Origin of the sequence: Paenibacillus sp. FSL F4-0243 (assembly GCF_037963295.1) — a bacterium.
Lineage (GTDB): Bacteria > Bacillota > Bacilli > Paenibacillales > Paenibacillaceae > Paenibacillus_AQ.
The window spans coordinates 5151025-5175339 of sequence record NZ_CP150151.1 but is presented as its reverse complement, the minus strand read 5'-3'; the positions used below and the strand labels follow the sequence as shown (position 1 = coordinate 5175339).

Here is a 24315-nt window from a genome sequence, read left to right as displayed (position 1 = left end):
TTAATCATGGAAACAGAAGTCTCCAATCAATATTATTTAGAATCGGCGCCGATCAAGAAGGCAATTGCTCATTTATCCATTCCTATGATGATCGGGATGTCTGTTGGTACCATCTATAATGTAATCAATGCTTATTTCATTGGCTTACTCCACAATACTAGTATGCTGACTGCCATTACGCTGGGTCTACCCATCTTCACAGTCCTTATGGCCTTTGGGAATATGCTTGGCGTAGGTGGCGGAACATTTATTACAAGGCTCGCGGGGCAAAAGGATACGGAGAAGGGAAAGAAGGTTGCCGGATACACTTTTTATGGAAGCATTATAGTGGGTATTCTTATTGCTCTAATAGCGATGTTAGCGATTGATCCAATTACGCGATTACTAGGCGCAGATGCTGCTACTCTAGACTTTACTAAGGCTTATGCTTTGACCCTTTTTGCCGGTGGATTTGCCATTGTGCTTAATTTTGCCTTGGAACAGCTAGTCCGTTCCGAAGGTGCCTCCAAAGAATCGATGTACGGTATCTTTATTAGTACGGCTTTAAGTTTAATTTTTGATCCACTCTTTATTCTTGTGCTGAAATGGCATGTGGCAGGTGCTGCGTTGGCGATGGTTTTAGCGAATGTGGGTTCCGCGATTTATTATGTCTATTTTTTAGAAACGAAAAGTGAGCATTTAAGAGGATTTTTGAAGCATTTCAAGATATCTGTTCGAGATCAATTAGAAGTATACAAAATAGGTGTATCAGAGTTATTGCAATTTAGTTTTGTGATTGTGAGCACGCTTTTGTTAAATAACTTCGCGATTCAATATGGAGAAAATGTGGTTGCCGGATTTGGTGTGGCCTTAAGAATTGTGCAAGTTCCGGAGTTCTTATCAATGGGCTTATTCTTAGGTTTGATTCCGCTATTTGCGTTTAACTTTGCTAGTCAAAATATGGCGAGACTTAAATCAACAATTAAACATGCTTTTGCCTATATCGGAGGTATTGCTTTTGTCTTTGTAGGTCTAGTGTTTCTGTTTAGAGGAACGATCCTGCACTTCTTCTCTAATGACCCTTCAGTGTTAAGTATGGGAACTTATATTTTGGTAGCCATGCTGATTTCTGCTTTATTTAATGGATTTACAGGTTTGTTTATGAGTATTTTTCAAGCGACAGGACAGGGAGTACCAACCAACATTATGGCCATCACACAAGGCGTATTGTTTATCCCTATGATTATCGTGTTACATTCTGTTTTTGGACTTCATGGCGTGATCTGGTCAATGACCATAACAGAAGTTATAACGAGCTTAATGGGCGTCATCTTGTTTGTGATTTTTAGTAAGAAGCTGAAAAGCACGGGTGGGGATGGAAAAGGTGTTGTAGAGGTTGCGTCCGTGTAAAACGATCTTTACTTTACGTGGAAAAATAGAAATGTAGTGGATGGCGGGAGCTTGGCTCGCGCTTTTTTTGCAAATATAAGAAAATATAAGTTTTACAATATACTTTATGTCTTATATTTCTCGCATAAACGCCTTTGGCGTCCTTATAAGGACGCCAAAGGCGTTTATGCTTGGTTGTCTAGAAAACTTCGCAACTAAAGGATCGGTAAAATTAGTTCCAAAATGAACAATTCTAGTTCTTATGATTACGGCTTACTTTTTCTACAATTATGGATAAGTAAAGGAGGAGAACTATGATACGAAAATTTCATCTTAAAATGGATACGCGCGAAGCAATCGCTGGGTATTTATTCGTCGCTCCACTGATGTTGGGGCTGATCATCTTGACGTTGATCCCAGTGCTGGGCTCACTGCTGTTAAGCTTCACGAACTGGAACTTTGTGGCTGGGTTAGGGGGGATTAAGTTCGCGGGCATGGATAATTTCATAAGGCTGTTTCATGATGATGCTTTTATGAAAAGCTTGCTGAACAATCTGCTCTTTATTATCACAGTACCGGTTACGATCATCGTTGCTCTGCTGTTAGCGATCCTGATTGATAAACAGGTGTTCCTGAAGGACTTGTTTAAAGTGATTTACTTCCTACCCTACATCTCCAGTGTAGTTGCCATCGCTATGGTTTGGCAGGTAATGTTTCATCCCTCATTAGGACCTGTCAATCAATTCCTGATGTCACTGGGGTGGAGTAATCCGCCAAAATGGTTAGCTGATATCCATTATGCTTTGCCGTCGCTTATGTTGATCCAGATTTGGATTCAGCTCGGTTACAACATTATTATTTTTATCGCTGGGTTACAGAGTATTCCGAAGGACCTTTATGAAGCAGCTGATATTGATGGGGCTAATAGCTGGCGGAAATTCCGCAATATCACGGTTCCCTGCATTTCGCCAACTACCTTTTTCCTGCTGGTTACAGGGGTCATTGGTTCATTTAAAATATTCGATCTGATTCAAGTACTGACACAGGGTGGACCGGCCAACTCCACGACCGTTATCGTTTATGAGCTATATGACACCGCCTTCAATCAATTGAAGACTGGTTATGCCTCTAGCATGGCACTTGTACTGTTCCTCATCTGCCTAATCATTACAGCCCTGCAGATGTTAGCGCAAAAAAAATGGGTCAATTATTAAAGGCAGAAAGGAGAAATTACAGTGAGAAAAGAGCTTCTATCCAGAACCATCTGGACAATCGCAATGGGCCTGCTAGGCATCGCATTTCTTTTACCATTTCTATGGATGTTGTCCACTTCCTTTAAACTGGAGAAAGATGTGTTTGATTTTCCGATACAATGGCTGCCACAGCAGTGGAACCTCATTGAAAATTATAAACAGGTTTGGTCGGGTGACTTCGCTCGCTATTATGGAAATTCCATTTATATTACGCTAGCCACGACTATAATTAATGTGCTGATATGCGCACTGGCTGCTTATGGGTTCTCCAAGCTGCGTTTTCCGGGTAGAGATGCGATGTTTGTAGTTGTATTGGCCCTTTACATGGTTCCTCCGCAGGCTTCGCTGGTTCCACAGTTTCTACTATTTAACTGGCTGAATCTGATTGATACGCATTTAGGATTGATCTTAATTAACAGCTTTAGTATTATCGGTGCGTTTATGCTCAAGCAATTTTTTATGGGGGTAAACAACGAGTATCTTGAATCGGCGCGGATGGATGGAGCAGGTCATTTTCGTTCTTTTCTACAAATTGCATTTCCGCTGATCCGTCCCGCTGTAGCTACTTATGCTATTCTGCGTTTTATCTGGACCTGGAACGACTATCAGTACCCACTCATTTTTTTGAAATCTAAAGAGCTGTTTACTATTCAGTTAGGTATTCGGTTGTTTGGGGACCAATACGGGGATGTTTATTCCCTCATGATGGCTGGTGCGGTATCTGCAATTCTGCCACTGCTGATTATTTTTGCTCTCGGTCAGAAGCAGGTTATTGAGGGAATTGCCCTCGGAGGCGTGAAAGGATAATAAAAGTCAAAATAGTTTCTCTTCGGTAGAATATGAGAACTTTCCTCGTCTATCCTGCATGTTAGGATGTTCTTGTAAGCAGTTACATAGCTTTGGCTGTAAAGCGAGGTATACCCAACACATTTATAGGAGGGTCTATATGAAAAAGAAATTATTATCCGTGCTTATGATCACATCTATGGCGTTGTCATTGGCCGCTTGCGGTGGAAATGCGAAAACAAATAATGCAGGAGCAACAGATGCGCCTGATGCTGGTGGAAATAAGGAGCCTGCAGCAGAGAAGGTTACGCTGAAGCTGAGTACCTGGCAGACGGAAGCTAAAGCGAAGTGGAGTACGATTATCGCAGAGTTTGAGAAGGCGCATCCCGACATTCATGTAGAAGTGGATCTACTGAATGAAAAAGGCGATTCAGTAGCCTCTATGCAGAAACTGGATTTGATGGCCGCTGCAAGTGACCCGCTGGATATTGTCGAACTGCCGTATACCAACTATTCGCAGCGAGCAGATATCGGTGTGTTAGCGCCGATGGACGAATATATTCAGAAAGAAGGGTATAAGCTCTCCGATGAATATCTAGTGGACACTACGGTCAATGGCAAAGTCTATGCGTTACCGTCATCTATGCAGCGCTGGTTCGTGCTTCTTAACAAAGAAATGCTAGATGAGGCTGGTCTGCCGGTACCGACCGACTGGACTTGGGCGGATTTCGAAGAGTATGCCAAGAAATTGACCAAAGGTGAGGGCGCAACGAAGCGTTTTGGCGCATATCTGCACAATTGGCCAGATTATTTCCAACTCCAGCTGATGAGTAAACCTGAGGATAATACTTTTCTGAAATCTGACGGAACCTCCAATGCCCTGGACCCGCAATTTAAGGCTAATCTGCAGATGATGAAGAAAATGATGTACGAAGATAAGAGTGCTACTCCTTACGAGGATATTATTTCGCAGAAGCTTGCCTACCGGAATCAGTATTTTAATGGTTTAGCAGCGATGCTTCCGATGGGTGACTGGATGGTTGCGGAATCGGGTGGAACGGATGCCATTCCAGCAACCTTCGTTACCGCGTTTGCGCCGATCCCTCGACTGGATAGTGAGAGCAAACATTACTCACCTGTTCAGCCAACCTATATGGGGATCGCTGCTAAATCCAAGCATAAGGAAGCTGCTTACACCTTTGTACGCTGGTATACCTCAGAAGGACTGGAAATTGGCGGACGTGTCTTCTCTGGCTGGGCGAAATCGGATACGAACAAATTGGTGGATACGATTGTGAGTGGTTCTAAGGATCCATCTATGATTGATGTTGATTCCCTGAAATATACGATGGAGAATTCGGCACCTGGTGCGACGCAAGTTCCGGCTAAATATGCGGATGAAGCTAAGAACAACGTTATTCCAGAAGCGGAAATGTATCTCCTTGGCCAACAGGATCTGGATGTCACCGTTACCAATATCGATAAGAAAATTTCGGAAGTCGTTCAGAACAACAGCGGAAAGTAGGCGGAGACTGATTGTACGCTTCCCCAAGGGGGCTTATAATGTGGGGGCAGGAAAGCATTTCTGCCTCCTGCTCCAAATTTAAAACAGATATGGGGCCTGTCATCCGTGTTTAGAAAGCATCAATCACTTCGAATGAAACTTGTCTGGTCTTCAATGATTTGCGTACTGATCCCGCTAGTCTGCATTTACATGGTTACAGATTATTTAACCCGGGATCTGATTCTGGAGAAGGCCGTTGGCAGCGCAAGAGAATCTCTCAATGCGTCCAGTGCCAATATGAATGCCATTTTTGAACAAACGCTGGAGCAGTCCAATTTTGTGCTTCAGAACAGCGAAATCAGGCAGATGATGTCTGCTGTTCCAGAGTCGCTGCATTCAGCGAAAGAGATCATCCAGTATAACCGTATGTCGCGGATGCTGGATGATATGTTCGTTCTTTCAGAGTATTTGAAAGTGACACTGATCGGTAAGAATGGATTTATTTATACGAGTTATCCTTATAGCGACTTTAATCCGAAAACCTTTTATAGCGAGCGTTGGATGTCACTATTGAAACAAACTCAGCCGATTTCGACTTTCTGGAGAGCGGAGCACGACACCTACTACAACTATTCTGATAAGGGCTCAGCCAATTGGGTAACTATTGCGAGACCTATACAATCGACCTCCAGCAGCACGATCGGATATATGATTATCAACATCAATGAGCGTAAACTCCGCCCTTATCTGAACAATGACAATGGCAAAGAGATGATGCTTTTGGATGACAAGGGAACTGTAGTCTCACATGCTGATCCAGCCCGAATTGGTGAAACAATGACGTGGTGGAAAAAGGAAGGTCGGCTTGATACTGTCGAGATCAGTGGGGAGAAATTTTTGTATGTTGACCAGGAGCTGAGCAGCAACAGATGGCAGATGGTGAGCATTATCCCTATGAAGGCGGCATTGTCAAAGAATAAACAGATTTTATTTATCAGCTTAGCCGTGCAAATTCTATTCTTTACCTTCTTTTCCGTTCTCTTAACCGTTCTAATCTCTAAGCTGACTCAGCCCATCGTGAAATTAAGTGCTTTTGTAAAGCGAATAGGTCGTGGTCAATTGGACGAACGTTCGCTAATCCGTGGGAATAATGAGGCGGCTCAACTGGCTCGTACCATCGACCAAATGCTAGATCGAATCGAGTCGATGATTGAACAAATCACCTATGAGCAAACAGGAAAAAGAAAAGCTGAACTGGAAATGCTGCAGGCACAGATCAATCCGCACTTTATGTTTAATCTGTTGAATTCGATCCGGTTAAATATTCTGATGCAAGGAGACAAGGAGAACGCCGAGTTGATTGGTTCGTTGTCGTCTTTGCTCCGTATGACCTTTAACAGAGACAATGAGTTTATCCCGCTTCGTGAGGAGACAGATACGATATCTCATTATGTGACTTTGATGAATTTTCGTCATGCCAATCAGGTCAGGCTGGAAATGAATTTAGCAGACGGAACTGCTGAAGCACTGGTGCCTCGGTTTATGATTCAGCCTATGATCGAAAATGCCATCATCCATGGTTTCGAGCAGTTTGGTGGTGAGATCTTTATTGAAGCTCGTATTATTGCAACTACAGGAACCTTGGTTATCACCATTAAGGATAATGGTATCGGAATGTCACAGGAGAATTTAAAAAGACTTCGTGAAACCGCATACAGTAGTGAGCAAATTGCAGAAGAGGACAGAAAAGGATTCTCCGGCATAGGCTTACGTAATGTGGCCCAACGCCTCAGTATGATTTATGGTGCTTCATTTAAGTTGAATATATCAAGCGAACCTGATGTGGGTACGGAGATTTGTTTGGAGTTTCCACTGAACTACGGAAAGGTGGGTATAGAGAATGCTGACGGCAATTTTGGTGGATGATGACTATCCGGTTATCCGTTATTTGTCGCAAGCCGTGTCATGGAGTGAGCTCGGGATTGAACTCACCGGATGTTATTATAGCGGTCTTGAGGCTTGGGAAAAAGCACGGCAGAATCCACCGGATCTGATTATCACCGATATTGGCATGCCTAAGATGAACGGACTGGAGATGCTTGAGAAATTCAGAGCGATGAAGCCCGGAATTCGTGCGATTATTCTGTCCTGCCACAACGAGTTCAAATACGCTCAGCAGGCGCTGAAATTAAACGTAGGAGAATATATTTTAAAAGAATCACTGAATATCGAGCAGCTGGAACATGCACTCAGAACACTTGTGAAGGAAGTGGGTCTGAACAGGCAGCAGCATACCGAGATGCAGGTATATAAGCAAAAGCAATCACAAAACCGTGCTGCGCTAAAAGAAAAGTTTCTAAAAGATACGTTATACCAATCTTGGGACAAGGTAGCTTGGATCGAGCAAGCCCGGTCAAACGGAATTATGATCCATGCCAAGACCTACATTCCAATGCTTATAGTGATTGACCGTCCAGAGGAAGCCTCACGGGTGCGGCGTATGAGTGAATATACGATTTCTTTTGCCGTCGAGAATATTATGCAGGAAGTGCTTGAGGCTGATCACAGTTTATTTATTTCGAGATACAGCCATAAGGAGATTGTTATTCTTTTCTGCAGCGATCAGTCTTCCAGAGACCACCAAGCGATCTATCATTCCATTCAAAATGCAGCCTCTGCGGTACAGAAATATCTCAAGCTGTCTGTCTCCTGCATATTTGGTGCTGAGGCACGCAGTCCTGAGGAAATTCGCGGAACACTGCAGCGGATGTTAAAGGAGAAGATCCAGCGGTTTTATTTTCAAGCAGCGGGCATCCACCGTTTTGAAGAGATTAGCTTTTCGCGGGATGATATTTATGCCGAATATGGAAGTCTGTACGCTGTTATTAATGATGATATTGCCCTGAATAGGGAAACAGAGCTTCATGTTCATGTAAAGGAATGGCGAGAATGGGTGGCAACGCAAAAGTTTCATCCAAATGAAGTTAAGGAATGTGTTCTCCGGTTGCTGATGGACTTGCAATTGAAGACGAAACAGCTGCTGCAGTCTCCATTGCCTATGGCGGAAGAAAAGCTGTTTAGCGTGGTGAGTGACATTGATACCCTCGAGCATTTGGAAGAGTGGTTAGTTCAGTACTTGGAAGAATTAGCGCGGAAAATAAGTATATTCTCTATTAAGTCCAAACGGAGCGAGGTTATTAAAGCCCAGCAGTTCGTGATCAGTCATGTAACGGAGAAAATAACGCTGGAGGATATGGCTGGACGCCTGAACTTGAATGCCAGCTATTTCAGCCGCTTGTTCAAACGGGAAACAAACCAGAATTTCATCGAATACGTAAATATGCTAAAGCTTCAGAAGGCAAAAGAGCTGCTTAATCAGTCTGGAAAGACTGTGGAAGAGATCTCCGAGTATCTGGGCTATGCCAACAAAAGTTATTTTATCAAGCTGTTTAAACGGGAAATGGGCATGAGGCCTAGTGAATATGCGGCTTGGCATTAAGTTTGGATTGGAGGAACCATTACTGTGGAACTGAAGGGTACTAAAAATGAATTACAAATGTTCTTAAATGACCTATATGCTCCGCTGGAGAGTCGATTTACTTCTGGATGTGCAGGAATCGATATGGGAGCTACAGGATCAATATACAATGAAGCTACCGCACTTATGGAAGCCTTCGCTCGTCCGTTATGGGGGCTTGTTCCCCATGCCAGCGGGGGAGGGGAGAGTGCGCTTTGGCCGAAGTTCCTCGAGGGGATCGTCAATGGGACTGACCCTGAGCATGAAGAATACTGGGGTGAATTCTCGACTAAAGACCAGCGCATGGTGGAACAGGCTGTATTGGGACTGGGGCTTGCTCTTGCGCCGCATAAGCTGTGGGAGCCACTGAGTGATGTTCAGAAAATGCAGGTATATAACTGGTTGAACCAGATCAATCATGTGGATCGTTCGAACCCGAATAACTGGCTGATGTTCACGGTTCTTTTGAATGTGGGCTTTAAGAAAGTCGGATTGCCCTACGATCAAGAGATAATGAATCATTATTTGGAGAAGATTGATACCTACTACTTGAGTGATGGCTGGTATTCCGACGGGCTGACCGATCAGAGAGACTATTATATTGCTTTTGCTATGCATTATTATACGCTGATATATGCTAAATTGATGGCGGATGATGATCCTCAGAGGGCTGCAGTTTACCGGGAAAGATCCGCGCAATTTGCCAAAGATTTTATGTATTGGTTTGCTGAGGACGGAAGTGCGATTCCTTTCGGACGTAGTCTGACCTATCGTTTTGCGCAGGTCTCTTTCTGGAGTGCGCTGGTGTATGCTGAGGTCCTTCCTTTTTCATATGGCGTTCTCAAAGGAATTATAATGCGACATTTTCGTTGGTGGTTTGAGAAGCCTATTATGGGAATAGACGGATTACTAGGTATCGGATATGCGTACCCGAATCTGGTAATGACGGAGAACTACAATGCCCCCGGATCACCGTATTGGGCCTTTAAAGCTATGCTTATTCTTGCCTTACCGGACGATCATCCTTTTTGGCAAGCGGAAGAAGAACCACTGCCTGTATTGAAAGATCAACTGCCGCTTCAAGAGGCGCGTATGCTGGTGAGTCGTCCAGAAGGAAATAAGCATGTTATTGCCTATACCTCTGGTCAGATGGCTAACTTTGATATGGCCCATAGCGCAGCTAAATATTCCAAGTTTGCTTACTCCACGCTGTTCGGATTCAGTGTGCCGAAGGCGGGTTATGGCTTAGTTCAAGGCGCTTACGACTCTACATTAGCATTGTGTGAATGCGATGAACATTACCGGGTACGCAGATTCTGCGAGACGTGGGAAATTGGAGAGAATTATGTATATTCACGCTGGCATCCCTGGAGCGATGTACATGTGAAGACATGGATTATTCCAGCGGGTCTGTGGCATGTCCGTATTCACAGCATTCACAGCGCCCGGTGTCTCGACGTAGCGGAGGGTGGATTTGCCATTGGCCAGTCTGCTGGTTTCTCACGCAGTGATCGGGAAACCATTCATGTATCTAACACTGCTGTCTCGGTGCAATTGCCTTGGGGAATCAGTGCCATACATATGCTAAACGGTTTTGACCGGGGAGAATGCGTGCTACCCGAACCGAATACTAATCTGCTGAAGCCTCGGACGTTTCTTCCGAGCTTGATCTCCAGATTGGAGCCGGGAGATCATGTATTAATATCTGCAGTCTTCGGAGCTACGAATACCCCAGAGAACCAGGAGAGTCTGTCATCACCGCCGATTATTCAGCGGCAGTCGGACGGAAGGATTGTTATCTACGATCCTCGTAACCAAGCAGTACTTCATACGGTTGATTTATCGGAAAGGAGAGACAAAGATGTGGACAACGGCAATTGAGGATGCTATTCGCAAGATCGAGAGTAATATCGCGGGCCATCCGGGCAAACTGCCTCATATCGCTGAGGGGCAACAATACGAATGGGGAGACAATGACGATTGGATAGAGGGATTCTATGTTGGTATGATGTGGCTTGCTTATGAATATAGCAAAGATTCATTCTATAAGGAGGCGGCAGCTTCTTGGTTAGGAGACTTTAAGCATCGTCTGGATCATCACATCGCCCTGGACCATCATGATATTGGCTTTTTGTACTCACTGACTGCAGTAGCAGAGTGGAAAATAACAGGCAGCGAAGAAGCCCGAGCTGTCGGTCTACAGGCTGCGGATACACTATGCAAGCGCTGGCGTGAAAACGCTGGAATCCTCCAGGCCTGGGGTTTAGAGAGTGACCCCGAGAATGCGGGACGTATCATTATTGACTGCTTGATGAATTTGCCTCTGCTGTTCTGGGCTGCGGAGGAAACGGGGGACAATCGCTATTATGATATAGCACTCGAACATGCGTTAAAGAGCCGGAAATTTCTTGTGCGTGGGGATGCTTCCTCTTATCATACTTTTTACTTTGATCCAGCTACAGGAAGTGCAATTCGTGGAGGAACACATCAAGGCTATGAGGATGGATCGACCTGGACACGTGGTCAAGCGTGGGGAATATACGGATTTGCCCTGGCTTATCGTTATACACGAGAGGAAGACTTTCTTAATACCTCTAAAAGTCTGGCTCATTACTTTATCAGCCATCTTCCAGAGGATAGTGTGGCGTATTGGGATTTTGATGTGCCGATGGAAGCGAGTACCCCTCGCGACAGCTCGGCTTCAGCCATTGCGTCTTCCGGTCTTTTGGAGCTGCTGGATCTTCTGGACGCAGATGACCCGGATCGTGCTATTTATGAAGCAGCCTTACTCCGCAGCATGAAATCCTTAGCGGAACATTATGCGACATCCGGAAATCCGGAGGCGGAGGGGCTTCTAAAGCATGGTTCCTATCATGTGAGAGGTGGACGTGTGCCTGATGGCCATATGATTTGGGGAGACTATTATTATTTGGAAGCGCTGATCCGCATGCAGACCGGAATCCGAGGATATTGGTAGTAGGATGAATGGAACAACGGTCCATTCACGTAGTGACCACAACGAGCGTCAACATACATCCTAATCTGAAAGTAAAGGGAGAGTTCCACAGCCATTTCATGGCTTGTGGGACCCTCCCTTTTTGTGATGTGCGTGTATTTATTCTCCATACAACATTCCTGTCTATATGAACTGATTATGTATTTGGATGTTGTGTGGATTCCCGAATGATCAGATGGGTAGGAAGGAGAACTTCTATAAAAGGCTCCTCGGGATGATCAATGCGCCAGAAGAGTTGTTCTATAGCTTTTCGTCCAAAGTAAGACAAATCTACATCCATCGTTGTAGTCAAAGGAGTTGTTATCCGCGATAACTGTCCATTATCAAAGCTCACAATAGATACATCTTGGGGGATCTGATACCCAAGCTTGTACATCACGGAATTGATCAAGAACCCAAAGCCGTCATTGACACAGAACCAAGCCGTAGGCTGCTTATCCAACTTTTGTACAGCGTTGAACACATCATCCATTTCTTCAATGGCACGATCGAACACCCATATTGGGTTGTATTCAATGGCAGATTGGTATAGAGCCAGGCGATAACCTTCTAAACGCTCGTAATAGCTTGGTGAGAATTGAATATTGCCGATGAAGCCAATACGGGTATGTCCCAATTCAATTAAATGCTGCACCGCTGTATAAGCGGCATAACGATTATTGGTGAGAATACTATCGGCCTTAAGATCAGGGTGATGGTGATCAATTAATACGGTGGGAATCCCTGTGCCCGTCACTGCTTGAATATATGGGGTCGTAATATGGGACAGAATCAAGATTCCTTCTACGGAAGGATCAAATAATATAGGAGGCAAAATCAATTGTTCGGAAGCGTGATGATCAATAGATTGAATAACCATACGCTTATTTCGCTTCGCTGCTTCCTTCTCAATACTCAAATAAATTTCTCCAAAAAAGTTACGTTTGGAAAATGCGAATTCTGATGCCAAAATGACAAAGGTTCCAGCTTCTTCTTCTGTGCTTTTGCGCCCTCGCGAATAGGTGTAACCCATTTCATTCGCAGTATCGATAATTAACTGTCTCGTTTCCTCACTCACACCGTCTTTACCGGACAGAGCCTGAGAAACAGAGTTCTTCGATATATTCAATCGATCGGCGATATCTTGCATTGTTACCTTCACCTTCATGCGAAGATACGTCCTTTCTAATTAGAAGTGTAATGAATATTCTTCCATACTGTCTCTCATAATACTAAAGATTATGCTGTAAAACTACATTACAACTATAAATTATTTTAACATTACAAATCATTCAAGTAAAGTTAATTTGTAATGTGATTAATTGTGTCTTTTTCATTAATACTCGAATAACAGGTTGACATTTTCGCTAAAAACTATAATAATAGCAATTGTAACGCTTACAAAGCTGCTTACAGGTATATATTTATCTAATTTTGTAACGTTACAAAATTATATCTAGGAATTACAAAATGCTGCACTGATGTGCATCGATACTCAGGGAGGGTTTATTTTATGAAGAAGAAGCTTTCAGTAATGCTTGCACTTACGCTTGTATTCACGATTCTTGCCGGTTGTGGATCAAAGAGCAGTAATTCAGGCACTTCAGCAGATGGAGTAACAACTATTGAGTTCTGGGCTGCACCTAACCCGACTCAACAAGCATATTGGCAGAAAATCGCCAAAGAGTATGAGACTGTTAACCCTAAGGTGAAAATTAACGTAAGTGCGATCAAGGAGTCCCCTACTTCTGAGGCAAGTATTCAAGCCGCAATCGCGGGTGGAAGCGCTCCGACGATGACTGAGAACATTAGCCGTGGTTTTGCAGCACAACTTGCAAACAGTAAAGCGTTAGTTCCATTGGATACGATTGCTGGCTTCAATGATATTGTGACAAAACGTAATATGACCAAAACGATTGAGCCTTGGGAATTTGCCGATGGCCATCAATATGTTCTTCCAATCTACTCCAATGCAATGTTGTTCGGATGGAGAACGGATATTTTGAGAGAAGCTGGTGTGAACGAAGTTCCAAGAACATACAGTGAAGTGATTGAGGCAACGAAAAAATTAAAAGCAAAATACCCGGATAAATATCTTTGGGCGAAACCTGACTTAGCAGACCCTACCTCTTGGAAAAGATGGTTCGACTTCTTTATGCTGTACAATGCAGCTTCAGATGGCAACAAATTCATTGAAGGCAGCCAATTTGTTGGCGATGAAAAAGCTGGTGTAGACGTTCTTACTTTCGTGGACAATCTTCGTAAGGAGAAAGGGCTGTTGTCTCAGAATGTAACAGAACCTTTTGAAAATGGAGTGGGCGTATTTACGGATGTAGGACCTTGGACATTCAGCACATGGGCTGAGAAATATCCAGAGCTACAGTACAAGGAGAACTTTGAAGTAACATTGCCTCCTGTTCCTGACGGTATGGATCCAGCGAATGCAAAAACATTTGCGGATGCTAAAGGAATTGTTATCTATGCATCGGCAAGTCCAGAGCAACAAGCTGCTGCAATAGAATTCATCAAGTGGGTATATTCGGATGACAAAAACGATGTTGCCTTTTTCCAAGAAACAAACTTGCCTCCAGCACGTGATGATGTAGGTACAAATGAAGTGTTTAAACCAGTATTTGAAAAAACGCCTGTATTGCAAGAGTATGCAAAAGCAATCCCGAATGCTGTTCCATCCATGGACAATCCGAAATTCAACGAATTGCAAACCTTTATTGGTCAAGAGGCCTTTAACAAAATCGTTCGTGGTGAGATTGATCCAAAAACGGGTTGGGACAATATGAAGAAGGCGATTGAAGGGGAACTTCAATAATGATTGAAAAAAATAATAATCGGTTAGGCTGGCTTTTTGCCAGCCCTTACCTTATTTTTTCGACTGTGTTTTTCTTGGGCCCGCTTATTTGGTCTCTATATTTGTCTTTTACTAACTGGGACTTGATTTCACCGACTTATGATTTTGTAGGATTCAAGAATTTTACCAAAGCATTAGGCACACCAGGGGTAAGATCGGCATTTTGGGTAACGTACAAATTTATGATCGTATTTGTACCGATTGTCACAGCCATGTCGCTTTTTGTAGCGGTAATTGTAAAAGGCTTACCTAAATTAAAAACCGTATTTCTTATTGGATTCTTCTTGCCTTACCTATCCTCAGGGGTTGTTGCATCCCTTATTGTTAAAGGCTTTTTGTCACATACAAGTCCTGTTCAGACGTTTCTAAGGGATCGGTTAGGGCTTGATATTGACTGGCTCGGGGGATCTTTCTCGGCATTGTTCGTCGTTGCGATGATTATGGCTTGGAAATTTACAGGTTACTATGCGTTAATTCTTACTTCAGGTTTAGAGAGCATTGATCAGGAAGTATATGAAGCAGCGGCAATTGATGGCGTGAAGGACAGCCAAAGGTTCTGGAAAATTACCTTGCCTTTGCTTTACCCTGCGATTTATACAACCTTAATTTTATCCTTTGGTGCAACATTCGGTATCTTTACTGAGGTCTACCAATTAACAGGCGGCGGACCGAACTATGCAACGAATACATGGCAAATGGAAATATACAGTCAGGCATTTAAGAACCTGCAGGCAGGTTACGCATCAGCTATCGCGATTATGGCTGCGGTTGCGACATTTATATCTATATTCGTAATCCGAAAAATTCTGGAAATGTGGGGTAAGCGCAATGGTTGGGTCTAATTCAAACATCAAGCTCCGGCTGTCGATCCGCTATCTGATTGCGATCGTACTGCTCGTGATTATGGTATTCCCCTATTTATATATGGTATTGAACTCACTTGCAGATTGGTCACAGGTAGACCGGAAGCTGATACCGACGAAATTTACGCTGCGCTCGTATCAATGGCTCTTTACAGGTGGTGAGACCGGGATTACAAGACCATGGATTCACGCCTTCTTTAACAGTGTGTTCGTTTCCCTGGTATCTACAGCCTTAATGATGATGTTCGCGATTATGGTCGCTTATGCGTTGGCGAAGCTGAAATTCCGCGGGAGAGACTCTATTAACAACTTTGTGTTGTTTCATATGTTCTTTCCGGCAATCATTCTGATCATCCCTAACTTTTTGATTATTCAAAAAGTAGGACTGTTCGATACGTATTGGGCGCTCATTATTCCCAAGGCGATGAGTTTATGGGGGATCTTCATGTACACCAACTTCTTTAAGGCGGTACCCGACGCTTTCATTGAAGCTGCCAAGCTGGATGGGGCATCCGATTTCAAAATCCTGTATAAGATTATGATGCCGATGTCGAAGTCCATTACGACCGTTGTATTCCTATTCCTGCTAATGGAACGCTGGACAGAGCTCCTATGGGATATGATCGTCGTCCGAAGTGACGGCATGTTAACATTGAACGTTTTATTATCTCAGATGTTCGGTCCGTATCAATCGTATCCGGGTCCGATGTATGCCGGTGCAGTGATGCTCACCTTGCCAATCATTATTTTGTTCATTATTTTCGGCAAGAAGTTCCAGGAAGGCATGCAATTTAACTTGAAATAGGTCTGCACAGGAGGGGTTATCGGTTGGAACAGCCGTGGTGGAAAGGGACGGTATTCTATGAAGTGTATATGCCAAGCTTCTGTGATAGTAACGGGGATGGGATTGGTGATTTCGGCGGTCTTACTTCCAAGCTGGATTATTTGCGGGAACTTGGCATCGGAGGAATTTGGCTAACGCCGTTCTATAAGTCTCCAAAAGTAGATAACGGGTATGACATTGCAGATTATTGTCAGATTGATCCAGACTTTGGAACGATGGAAGATTTTGAACGGTTTATTCAGGAAGCGAGGGCTCGAGGGATCAGAGTGATTGCCGATCTTGTCCTGAATCATACGTCTTCAGAGCATGCATGGTTCAAGGAATCCCGATCCTCAAGGACGAACCCGAAGCGGGATTGGTACATTTGGAAGGATGCTGTGAACGGCGGCGTACCTAATAACTGGGAATCATTTTTTGGTGGAACCGCGTGGGAATGGGATGCTGCAACAGAACAGTATTACTATCATGGGTTTGCGAAAGAACAGGTCGATTTGAACTGGGCGAATCCCGAAGTTAAAGAAGCGATGAAGGATGTTATGGCTTATTGGCTGGGCAAAGGCGTAAGTGGCTTCCGGTTAGATGTTATCAACTTCTTATCGGTGTCCGATCAATTCCCGGATAACCCGATGGATGAAGTAACGGGTGAGCAGAAGCATGTACATGATCAGAATCAAGATGGAATTATGGATGCCATCGAGGAGATTAGCAGGTTTGTTCATGCGCATAGCGGAATGTTCATGGTAGGTGAAGTCGGCTCTGAAGATATGGATATGCTGAAGCGTTACAGCGGAACGGGTAAGTTTGATGTGGTCTTTAACTTTAATCTGGGAAGCCAGAAGGAATTTAGTCCAGAGAATTTGTTCGCCGAGCTTAAGACGATGGAGAAGGTGCACCGTGCAGATCAGGTTCCAACGTTATTCTTCGGTAGTCATGATATGGACCGCGTAATTTCGCGTTTTGGTGAAGGGGACGCGGAGATTGAGGAAGAACGGGCCCGCCTTATGGCAACGCTGGCCTTGACCGCAAAAGGGGTACCTTTCTTATATTTCGGTGAAGAGATTGGGATGCGGAATTTCGTAGCCCATAAGCTGGAAGATATGCGGGACATCCAAGGATTGAAGGCATATGAAATCGCACTACAGCGGGGGATAACCCGGGCGGAAGCCCTGAAAATTGCGAATGCAAAGGGAAGAGATGCGTCTCGCTCACCAATGCAATGGAACGCAAGTCCACATGGCGGGTTTACGTCAGGAACACCATGGATTGGCATGGGCCCAAATTATCAGCAATTAAACGTGGAGTCCGAATGCAATCAACCGAATTCATTATTACATTATTATAAAAAGCTTCTCCACTTGCGCAATACACAGGATGTATTTCAATTCGGGGATTATGACGTGCTGGAACGCAGAGGCAATCTTATTTTATATGTAAGAACATTGAAAGAAACCAATACCAGAGCGCTCGTAGCCTTGAATTACGATAATCAGAGCATACAGATTGATCCTAGTGAGCTGCTGGATGGGCAAGCAACTAATATATTATCAAGCCGCCGAGACATAGTGAGCGGTACAGACTTGGTAACTCTGTTGCCGAATGAAGCCGCAATATGGATGCGTGCGCCGCTATTATTTGACTAGAGAGGAATTTTATTATTATGAAACTGCTCAAGAATGCTGTGAAGACATGTGAACAACTGCTCATGGAATACGCGATGAAAGACGTATCCGTAACCAATACACAGAAATTAACATTCACAGGTGTAGATCATAAAGATGTCTACAATATTACAGCTCCATTCCAAGATGAGGGTGAGTGGGTGATTGCGGGTCGGGTTGAATCCCGTGACAGCGAGCATTCCGATGTCGTTTTTTTTGTCGAACGTGATGGAAAATGGGTACCCCGTGAAGGAGCGCCTACTCTTGAACTTCAAGATCCTTTTTTCACGAAAATTAATGGCGAATTGATAGTTGGAGGCGTTCAAATTTATCCACATCCGGTAAAGGCTGATGCCTTAATGTGGCGTACAGTATTCTACCGCGGGAAGAACATCGCGAGCTTAGAACCATTCTTTAAAGGACCGGATGGGATGAAAGATCTGCGCCTAGTGGATCTGAAAGATAGCATCGGAGTACTGACCCGCCCTCAAGGAGATAAAGGAGGACGCGGTAAAATCGGCTTTACCCGCATTGCATCGTTAGAAGCGTTATCTATTCCATTGATCGAAGAAACACCGTTATTGGATGGACAGTTTGTTGATGAAGAGTGGGGCGGTGCGAACGAAGCACACTTGCTAAAGAACGGACTGCTCGGTGTTCTTGGGCATATCGCATATTTTGATGATTCGGGCGATCGTCACTATTACCCGATGGTATTCGCTATCGATCCGGCAACAGGTGAGTACTCGGATATTCAATTAATCGCTGTACGCAATCAGTTCTTGCCAGGCGTTGCCAAACGTTCTGATTTGGAGGATGTCGTGTTCAGCGGCGGGCTCGTACGTCATGAGGACGGTACAGCTAATATATATGCAGGAATCAGCGATGCGGAAGCACAACGAGCAACAATCCCTGATCCTTTTGCTCAATTTGAAATTTTATAAGTATGAAATCCATTTGGTTAAGGGAGTTATTACAACATGAAAATCTATCGTTATGAACAAAATCCACTGATTACACCGGCGGACGTTAAGCCGTATCACGATGACTTTGAAGTGATTGGTGCATTTAATGCCGGTATTGCTAGCTATAATGGTGAAATATTAATGTTTCTCCGTGTAGCAGAACGCCCAATTAGCAAGGATCCAAAAATTGTGAAAGCTCCGATTTATAATCCGGAGACCAATGAATTGGATATTTTGGATCTGAATACAGATGATGAGCGCTTCGACTTCTCTGATCCGCGTGTGATTAAGAATAAATCCGCTAGTGCTACATTTCAGTACTTGACTTCATTATCTTATATCCGAATCGCTCGAAGTAAGGATGGACATCATTTTACGGTGGATGAGAAGCCATTTGTGTACCCTTCCAATTCACTGGAGACCTTCGGGGTAGAAGATCCTCGGGTAACCCAAATTGGGGATACCTACTATATTTATTTCTCGGCAGTCTCCCCTGTGGGCGTTGGAGAATCGCTGGTATCAACTAAAGATTTCGTGAATGTAACTCACCACGGCATGATCTTTGGGCCGGATAATAAAGACGTATTGATTTTCCCAGAGAAAATTAACGGCAAATATTATGCATTGCACCGTCCAACAACGAAAAGTACGGGAGATCCGGAAATATGGATCGCAGAATCGGACAACTTATTATATTGGGGTAACCATAAGCATCTGATCGGTTTGCGTGAGGGGATGTGGGATAGCGGCCGGATTGGCGGCGGTGCGGTTCCATTCAAGACCGAGAAAGGCTGGCTGGAGCTGTATCATGGAGCCACGCTGGAACATCGTTATTGCATGGGAGCAGTTTTGTTAGATCTAAATGACCCCTCGAAGGTGATTGCGCGCTCCAATGCTCCTATCATGGAGCCGGAAGCGGATTATGAGAAAAACGGATTCTTCGGCGATGTTGTATTCTCTTGCGGTGCACTCGTGGAAGGCGATGTTGTTAAAATGTATTACGGAGTCGCGGATACATCAATGGCTTGCGCAGAACTTAGTGTACAAGAAATTTTAGATAGCTTGATATACGTATAACAATAAACGTCAAAACCGAAGTGGTTTTGGCGTTTTAATTTGGGAGAGAGGATGAAGAAAATGAACATTAAATTAACTGAAAACTGGAAACTTCGTGATTTTCATGTGGGGGAAGCCCGGGATCTTGAAGTTGCATCGCCAGAGTTTATTGATTATTTCTGGATGACCACAACAGTGCCCGGTGACATCCATACGACGCTTCGGGAGAAAGGCATTATTGATGATCCTTTCTTTGGCCACCAAGATCAGAAATGCCGTTGGATTGAAGAAAAGGTATGGTGGTATCGTACGGTCTTTTCATACGATTCTGATCTTAAACCTGGTGAGAAGATGGAGCTGTTATTCGAAGGGTTAGATACCTATGCAACCGTATATCTCAACGGTGTGGAGCTTGGATCAACAGATAATATGTTCATTAGCCATTCATTTGATGTAACCCGTGAATTAAATCAAGGGAAGAATACGCTTGCCGTAAAATTTGATCCTATTCATGTACACGCAGGCGATAAAGTTCAATATTATTGGTCAGGCTTTAGCAAGAAGCGGATTTGGACCCGTAAAGCGCAGAGCCATTTTGGCTGGGACTGGGGTCCGCGTCTGGTCTGTGCAGGCATATGGAAAGAAGTGCATTTAATCAAACGCCGTCATGCACATCTAGACCATGTGTTTGCTCGAACAACTTCGATTCATGATGATGCAGGTATCGTTGATGTGGATTTATGCGCACATGCTTTTGATCGCGAGTGTTCGTATACGGCGTGTGTAGAACTTATAGAAGGTACAGAGCGTGTTGCGGAAGCATATGTCTCTTTGGATAAGGCTTCAGGAATTACAGTTGACGGGGCGATTACAGCGCGTACGCTTCATCATTCAGTTACCTTGCAAGTGATGGATCCAAAGTTATGGTGGACCCATGATCTAGGAACGCCTTTCTTATATCAATTACGCGTTACATTATTTGCCGATGAGGAGCCAATAGATACCTATGAGCAGCCATTTGGGATACGCAAAATCGAATTAATGCAGCGTGATGAAGAGGGGCATCATGCCTTCACGTTTGTGTTGAACGGCGTAAAAGTTTTTGCCAAAGGTGCAAATTGGATCCCTATTGATAGCTTTATTGCGACCGTGCCGGATAGCCGTTATATGCATCTCCTTCAAATGGCCAAGGATGCTAATATGAATATGATTCGCGCTTGGGGTGGAGGCATTTATGAGCGGGATATTTTCTTTGATGAATGTGATCGGTTAGGAATCTTAATCTGGCAGGACTTCATGTTCGCTTGTGCGTTGTATCCAGATTATAATCGTAATTTCATGAATAATGTTCACCGTGAAATTGAACAGGTCGTTAAACGTCTTCGCAGTCGTACGAGCCTTGCTCTATGGTGTGGGAATAACGAGAATGATTGGTTGTATGAGGCACTGTCCTCTAACGGCGAGATCACGCATCCGTTTTATGGAGAAAAAATATATCATGAGCTCATGCCCGCAGTACTAGAGCAACTCGATCCCACACGAACGTTTTGGCCTAGCTCGCCTTTTGGCGGCAATGATCACAATTCACGTGATGTGGGCGATACCCATAACTGGCAAGTCTGGCATGGGAATAATGAGCCGCGTCAGTTTGGTGAACCGCAGACACAGGATTATAGTGTTGAAGGGATATCGTTCAAACGATTCAAGTCAGACTTCACGAAATTCGCCAGTGAATTCGGGTTGCATGCCGCTTCCAATCGTTACACCTTAGCAAAGAACATGCCGGACAATCAGTTCTATTGGGATAGCGATGAAATGAAGTATCGTAATAAAGATGTCCATTATCCAAAGGGCATTATGCTCATGGAGGGTTATACAGGAGTTCCGAAGGATATCAATGAATATATTCAATTCTCGATGCTGACCCAGGCAGAGGGATTGAGGTATGGCATTGAGCATTACCGCCGTAATAAGCCGGATACAAGCGGGGCTTTATTCTGGCAGTTCAATGATTGCTGGCCGGGAACAAGCTGGTCTGTTATCGATTATTATGGTTTACCAAAGGCGAGCTACCACTATGCGCGTAAATTCTTTGCACCGGTACTCTTATGTGTGGATCATGATCCGAATGGACTGCTGCAGTTATGGGCTCTCAATGATCGCCGCGAAGCTTATCAGGATGAGGCGGAATTAACGATCTATCGGATGGATGGTACAATTGTATATCAGCGTGCATTCGACGTTACCGTTGATTTGAACAGTAAAGTTAATTTTGCCAAGTTAACTGAAGCTGAGGTACTGCAGCAACATAGCGCTGGCGAGGTTGTAGTCGTACTTCGTTCGAAGAAACGGGTAACAGAAGATTATGTACTCTATTTAAGAGACTATAAGGATATGAATTATCAACCCGCACATGTTCAGATCTCCGTGGATGAAGCGAAAGGACATATCCACTTGATCTCAGATCGCGTTGCCCGGATGGTGATGATCGAACTAGATGCACCCTGGGTGATTATGGACGATAATTTCTTTGATCTGATTCCGGGTGAGGAGAAGACGGTTCGTGTGCATCATGTGGATGCGGGGGCACTGCCTTGGGAGACTTTACGTGTAACGGCAATGAATGCTGCGGGTTAACAAAAACTTGGATTTAAGGAGATGAGTTAAGATGAAGGCGGCTGTATTTCAAGGAACTGAGCACATTGAAATTAAGGACTGGGAAGCTCCGGCTGTTGGCTCTAAAGAAGTTAAACTTCGTGTGAAATGCTGCGGGATCTGTGGTACAGATCAGCATATTTATCATGGATACCCAGGGTCTGCGGAGGTGACAGCTCCGATTGTGTTAGGACATGAGCTTGCGGGCGAAATAGTGGCTGTGGGTGATGAGGTTACGACCTTACAAGTGGGGGACCGTGTATCGGTTGATCCGAACATCTATTGTGGAAACTGTTATTTTTGCCGGAATGGAAAAGTACATTTATGCGATAACTTGCAGGCTGTTGGGGTGACTCGTGACGGTGGCATGGGCGAGTATTGTGTTGTTCCTGTAGCGAACTGTTACTTGCTACCTGATGAAATGAGCTGGATCGAAGGGGCGATGATTGAACCTTTAGGTTGTGTACTTCACGGTTATAAGAAGCTGGATATCCGTAAGGCACACCAAGTCCTGATTATCGGCGGAGGTTTTATTGGTCAATTGTTCTTGCAGCTCGTCAAGGCTGCGGGTGTTAAAGGGATTATTGTCAGTGAGCCAGAAGTGTTCAAGCATGACCGATTAGTCGAATTAGGTGCGGATGAAGCCGTATCTCCTGCAGCAGAAGGTGTGATGGAAGCTCTCCATCATCAATTTGATATTGTGATCGAATGTGTAGGCCGGGCGGATTCCATGGAGCTGGCGGTTAAGGCATCACGTAAGGGTGGACAAGTCTTAATGTTTGGAGTTGCTTCCCCGGACACGTTGATTCAAGTCTCACCATTCGAAATTTTTACAAAAGAGTTGAACATCATGGGTTCTTTCATTAATCCATATACCCATGAGGAATCGATTGCGTTAATTGAGAAGGGGATCGTTCAGATTGAGTCGTTGATTAGCCATCAGTTTTCGCTAAAAGATATACCGGAAATCATGGGCGAATATCCGAAACTGCGTGTTTCTAAAGGGATTATTGTGCACGAGAGGTAGTATTTAATTTTAAGTTTACACAAGCGGTGACTACTGGCTATTTCGCCAGGGGTCATCGCTTTTTTAAAATATAAGAATTTATATGTTCTACGTAATAAATCATCCTTATATTTCTCGCTTAAAAGCTTACCGTCCTTAAAGGGACGCCGAAGGCGTTTGTGCTTGTGCGCTTTAAACCATTCTCCTTTAGAAGGAGTTAATAAATATTTAATAGATAGCGAGTAGACTGGCAATACAGCCTCGAAAATTAAGTTTTAATATAGGTCGAACATGGAGAGGAAGCCTATGAATAAAATATTATTAATAGTAGAAGAGAAGCGTCTAGCTAGGGTTATGGAATTGGAATTGCGTCATGAATCGTATTCTATTACCGTTACTCACGAAGGATTTAAGGGATTACAGTTAGCACTAGAAGAGGAATGGGACCTCATATTGCTGGATTTAATGATCCCTGGGCTAAGTGGAACGGAGTTGTGTAGCAGAATACGTGAGACTAAACAAACGCCAATCATAATCATTGCGGAGGAAGCGGGGCTCGCGGATAAAATTAGAGGTCTGGATAGCGGTGCGGATGATTACATTCTAAAGCCATTTGCTATGGAAGAGCTGCTGGCACGAATGAGATCTCTGTTAAGAAGGGCAGGCACTTTTAACACAGGACGGATGCTAATATTTCGCGATTTAGAGATGGACATTGACGGACGGGCGCTTAGAAAGAAGAAGATATTTGTTAATTTAACGAAACGGGAATTCGAAATATTATTAGTGCTATTGGAGAATAGAGGCAGAGTAATGACTCGGGAGATGCTGCTAGAAACCATATGGGGATATGATTCCGAGGTGGATGTTAAGGTAGTTGATGTGTATATCAGCTACCTTAGGAGTAAAATTGATGAGGTGGGACAGCCAAGTATTGTACAGACGATGCGCGGCCTAGGATATGTGATTCGAAAATAAG

General features: G+C 44.0%; 18 protein-coding genes. 17 read left to right on the top strand and 1 reads right to left on the bottom strand.

From position 1 onward, the window contains the following. Nucleotides 1–6: 6 nt before the first annotated feature. The 8 genes from NSS87_RS23135 (at nucleotide 7) to NSS87_RS23100 (ending at nucleotide 11405) form a co-directional block, all read left to right on the top strand. Nucleotides 7–1389, top strand: coding sequence for an MATE family efflux transporter (locus NSS87_RS23135; RefSeq protein WP_339243026.1), 1383 nt, complete (start codon nucleotides 7–9; stop codon nucleotides 1387–1389). Nucleotides 1390–1682: 293 nt separating this feature from the next. Beyond that, on the top strand, nucleotides 1683–2582 hold the full coding sequence (locus NSS87_RS23130; protein ID WP_076284705.1) for a sugar ABC transporter permease: 900 nt from the start codon (nucleotides 1683–1685) through the stop codon (nucleotides 2580–2582). A gap of 63 nt (nucleotides 2583–2645) precedes the next feature. Further along, entirely contained in the window at nucleotides 2646–3428 is a 783-nt protein-coding gene (locus NSS87_RS23125) for a carbohydrate ABC transporter permease (protein ID WP_042194330.1), read from the top strand. 139 nt (nucleotides 3429–3567) lie between these two features. Then, the gene (locus NSS87_RS23120; RefSeq protein WP_076284704.1) at nucleotides 3568–4932 is read left to right on the top strand and encodes an extracellular solute-binding protein; all 1365 of its coding nucleotides are present in this window, start codon (nucleotides 3568–3570) and stop codon (nucleotides 4930–4932) included. 105 nt (nucleotides 4933–5037) lie between these two features. Continuing rightward, nucleotides 5038–6837 carry a sensor histidine kinase gene (locus NSS87_RS23115; RefSeq protein WP_256716403.1) on the top strand — a complete coding sequence of 600 codons (1800 nt, stop codon included), beginning with the start codon at nucleotides 5038–5040 and terminating at the stop codon, nucleotides 6835–6837. Beyond that, nucleotides 6812–8410 (top strand): helix-turn-helix domain-containing protein, encoded by a 1599-nt coding sequence (locus tag NSS87_RS23110; protein WP_339243023.1) that lies wholly within the window; start codon nucleotides 6812–6814, stop codon nucleotides 8408–8410. The genes NSS87_RS23115 and NSS87_RS23110 overlap by 26 nt, the downstream gene beginning before the upstream one ends. Before the next feature lie 24 nt (nucleotides 8411–8434). Continuing rightward, on the top strand, nucleotides 8435–10309 hold the full coding sequence (locus NSS87_RS23105) for a DUF2264 domain-containing protein (protein WP_339243020.1): 1875 nt from the start codon (nucleotides 8435–8437) through the stop codon (nucleotides 10307–10309). Then, complete coding sequence (locus NSS87_RS23100; RefSeq protein ID WP_339243017.1) at nucleotides 10290–11405, top strand: glycoside hydrolase family 88 protein; 1116 nt, start codon at nucleotides 10290–10292, stop codon at nucleotides 11403–11405. The genes NSS87_RS23105 and NSS87_RS23100 overlap by 20 nt, the downstream gene beginning before the upstream one ends. 175 nt (nucleotides 11406–11580) lie before the next feature. On the opposite strand, the gene NSS87_RS23095 is transcribed toward NSS87_RS23100, so the two are convergent. Continuing rightward, nucleotides 11581–12591 (bottom strand): LacI family DNA-binding transcriptional regulator, encoded by a 1011-nt coding sequence (locus NSS87_RS23095; protein ID WP_076284701.1) that lies wholly within the window; start codon nucleotides 12589–12591, stop codon nucleotides 11581–11583. A 345-nt stretch (nucleotides 12592–12936) separates the two neighbouring features. Between NSS87_RS23095 and NSS87_RS23090 the strand changes: the two genes are divergently transcribed. From NSS87_RS23090 to NSS87_RS23050, 9 genes are all read left to right on the top strand, one after another. Next, nucleotides 12937–14250: an ABC transporter substrate-binding protein gene (locus NSS87_RS23090; protein WP_339243014.1), complete on the top strand. Its 1314-nt coding sequence runs from the start codon at nucleotides 12937–12939 to the stop codon at nucleotides 14248–14250. A gap of 2 nt (nucleotides 14251–14252) precedes the next feature. Then, nucleotides 14253–15131 carry a sugar ABC transporter permease gene (locus tag NSS87_RS23085; protein WP_188114673.1) on the top strand — a complete coding sequence of 293 codons (879 nt, stop codon included), beginning with the start codon at nucleotides 14253–14255 and terminating at the stop codon, nucleotides 15129–15131. Next, nucleotides 15118–15957, top strand: a complete 840-nt coding sequence (locus tag NSS87_RS23080; protein WP_076284699.1) for a carbohydrate ABC transporter permease — start codon at nucleotides 15118–15120, stop codon at nucleotides 15955–15957. The genes NSS87_RS23085 and NSS87_RS23080 overlap by 14 nt, the downstream gene beginning before the upstream one ends. Before the next feature lie 23 nt (nucleotides 15958–15980). Continuing rightward, nucleotides 15981–17636 (top strand): alpha-glucosidase, encoded by a 1656-nt coding sequence (locus NSS87_RS23075; protein ID WP_339243012.1) that lies wholly within the window; start codon nucleotides 15981–15983, stop codon nucleotides 17634–17636. Nucleotides 17637–17653: 17 nt separating this feature from the next. Next, nucleotides 17654–18598: a DUF1861 family protein gene (locus tag NSS87_RS23070; RefSeq protein ID WP_339243010.1), complete on the top strand. Its 945-nt coding sequence runs from the start codon at nucleotides 17654–17656 to the stop codon at nucleotides 18596–18598. A 36-nt stretch (nucleotides 18599–18634) separates the two neighbouring features. After that, the gene (locus NSS87_RS23065) at nucleotides 18635–19696 is read left to right on the top strand and encodes a glycoside hydrolase family 130 protein (protein ID WP_042190695.1); all 1062 of its coding nucleotides are present in this window, start codon (nucleotides 18635–18637) and stop codon (nucleotides 19694–19696) included. 66 nt (nucleotides 19697–19762) lie between these two features. Next, on the top strand, nucleotides 19763–22312 hold the full coding sequence (locus NSS87_RS23060; protein ID WP_339248639.1) for a glycoside hydrolase family 2 protein: 2550 nt from the start codon (nucleotides 19763–19765) through the stop codon (nucleotides 22310–22312). Nucleotides 22313–22343: 31 nt separating this feature from the next. Then, on the top strand, nucleotides 22344–23357 hold the full coding sequence (locus tag NSS87_RS23055) for a zinc-dependent alcohol dehydrogenase family protein (RefSeq protein WP_339243007.1): 1014 nt from the start codon (nucleotides 22344–22346) through the stop codon (nucleotides 23355–23357). Between the two features lie 285 nt (nucleotides 23358–23642). Further along, the gene (locus NSS87_RS23050; protein ID WP_042190691.1) at nucleotides 23643–24314 is read left to right on the top strand and encodes a response regulator transcription factor; all 672 of its coding nucleotides are present in this window, start codon (nucleotides 23643–23645) and stop codon (nucleotides 24312–24314) included. The last annotated feature ends 1 nt before the right edge of the window (nucleotide 24315 follow it).

Coding starts and splice junctions, on each gene's coding strand:
- NSS87_RS23095 (WP_076284701.1), bottom strand. CDS start 12,591: ATGAAGGTGAAGGTAACAATGCAAGATATCGCCGATCGATTGAATATA.
- NSS87_RS23055 (WP_339243007.1), top strand. CDS start 22,344: ATGAAGGCGGCTGTATTTCAAGGAACTGAGCACATTGAAATTAAGGAC.
- NSS87_RS23125 (WP_042194330.1), top strand. CDS start 2,646: ATGGGCCTGCTAGGCATCGCATTTCTTTTACCATTTCTATGGATGTTG.
- NSS87_RS23050 (WP_042190691.1), top strand. CDS start 23,643: ATGAATAAAATATTATTAATAGTAGAAGAGAAGCGTCTAGCTAGGGTT.
- NSS87_RS23120 (WP_076284704.1), top strand. CDS start 3,568: ATGAAAAAGAAATTATTATCCGTGCTTATGATCACATCTATGGCGTTG.
- NSS87_RS23100 (WP_339243017.1), top strand. CDS start 10,290: ATGTGGACAACGGCAATTGAGGATGCTATTCGCAAGATCGAGAGTAAT.
- NSS87_RS23080 (WP_076284699.1), top strand. CDS start 15,118: ATGGTTGGGTCTAATTCAAACATCAAGCTCCGGCTGTCGATCCGCTAT.
- NSS87_RS23130 (WP_076284705.1), top strand. CDS start 1,683: ATGATACGAAAATTTCATCTTAAAATGGATACGCGCGAAGCAATCGCT.
- NSS87_RS23090 (WP_339243014.1), top strand. CDS start 12,937: ATGAAGAAGAAGCTTTCAGTAATGCTTGCACTTACGCTTGTATTCACG.
- NSS87_RS23065 (WP_042190695.1), top strand. CDS start 18,635: ATGAAAATCTATCGTTATGAACAAAATCCACTGATTACACCGGCGGAC.
- NSS87_RS23110 (WP_339243023.1), top strand. CDS start 6,812: ATGCTGACGGCAATTTTGGTGGATGATGACTATCCGGTTATCCGTTAT.
- NSS87_RS23135 (WP_339243026.1), top strand. CDS start 7: ATGGAAACAGAAGTCTCCAATCAATATTATTTAGAATCGGCGCCGATC.
- NSS87_RS23070 (WP_339243010.1), top strand. CDS start 17,654: ATGAAACTGCTCAAGAATGCTGTGAAGACATGTGAACAACTGCTCATG.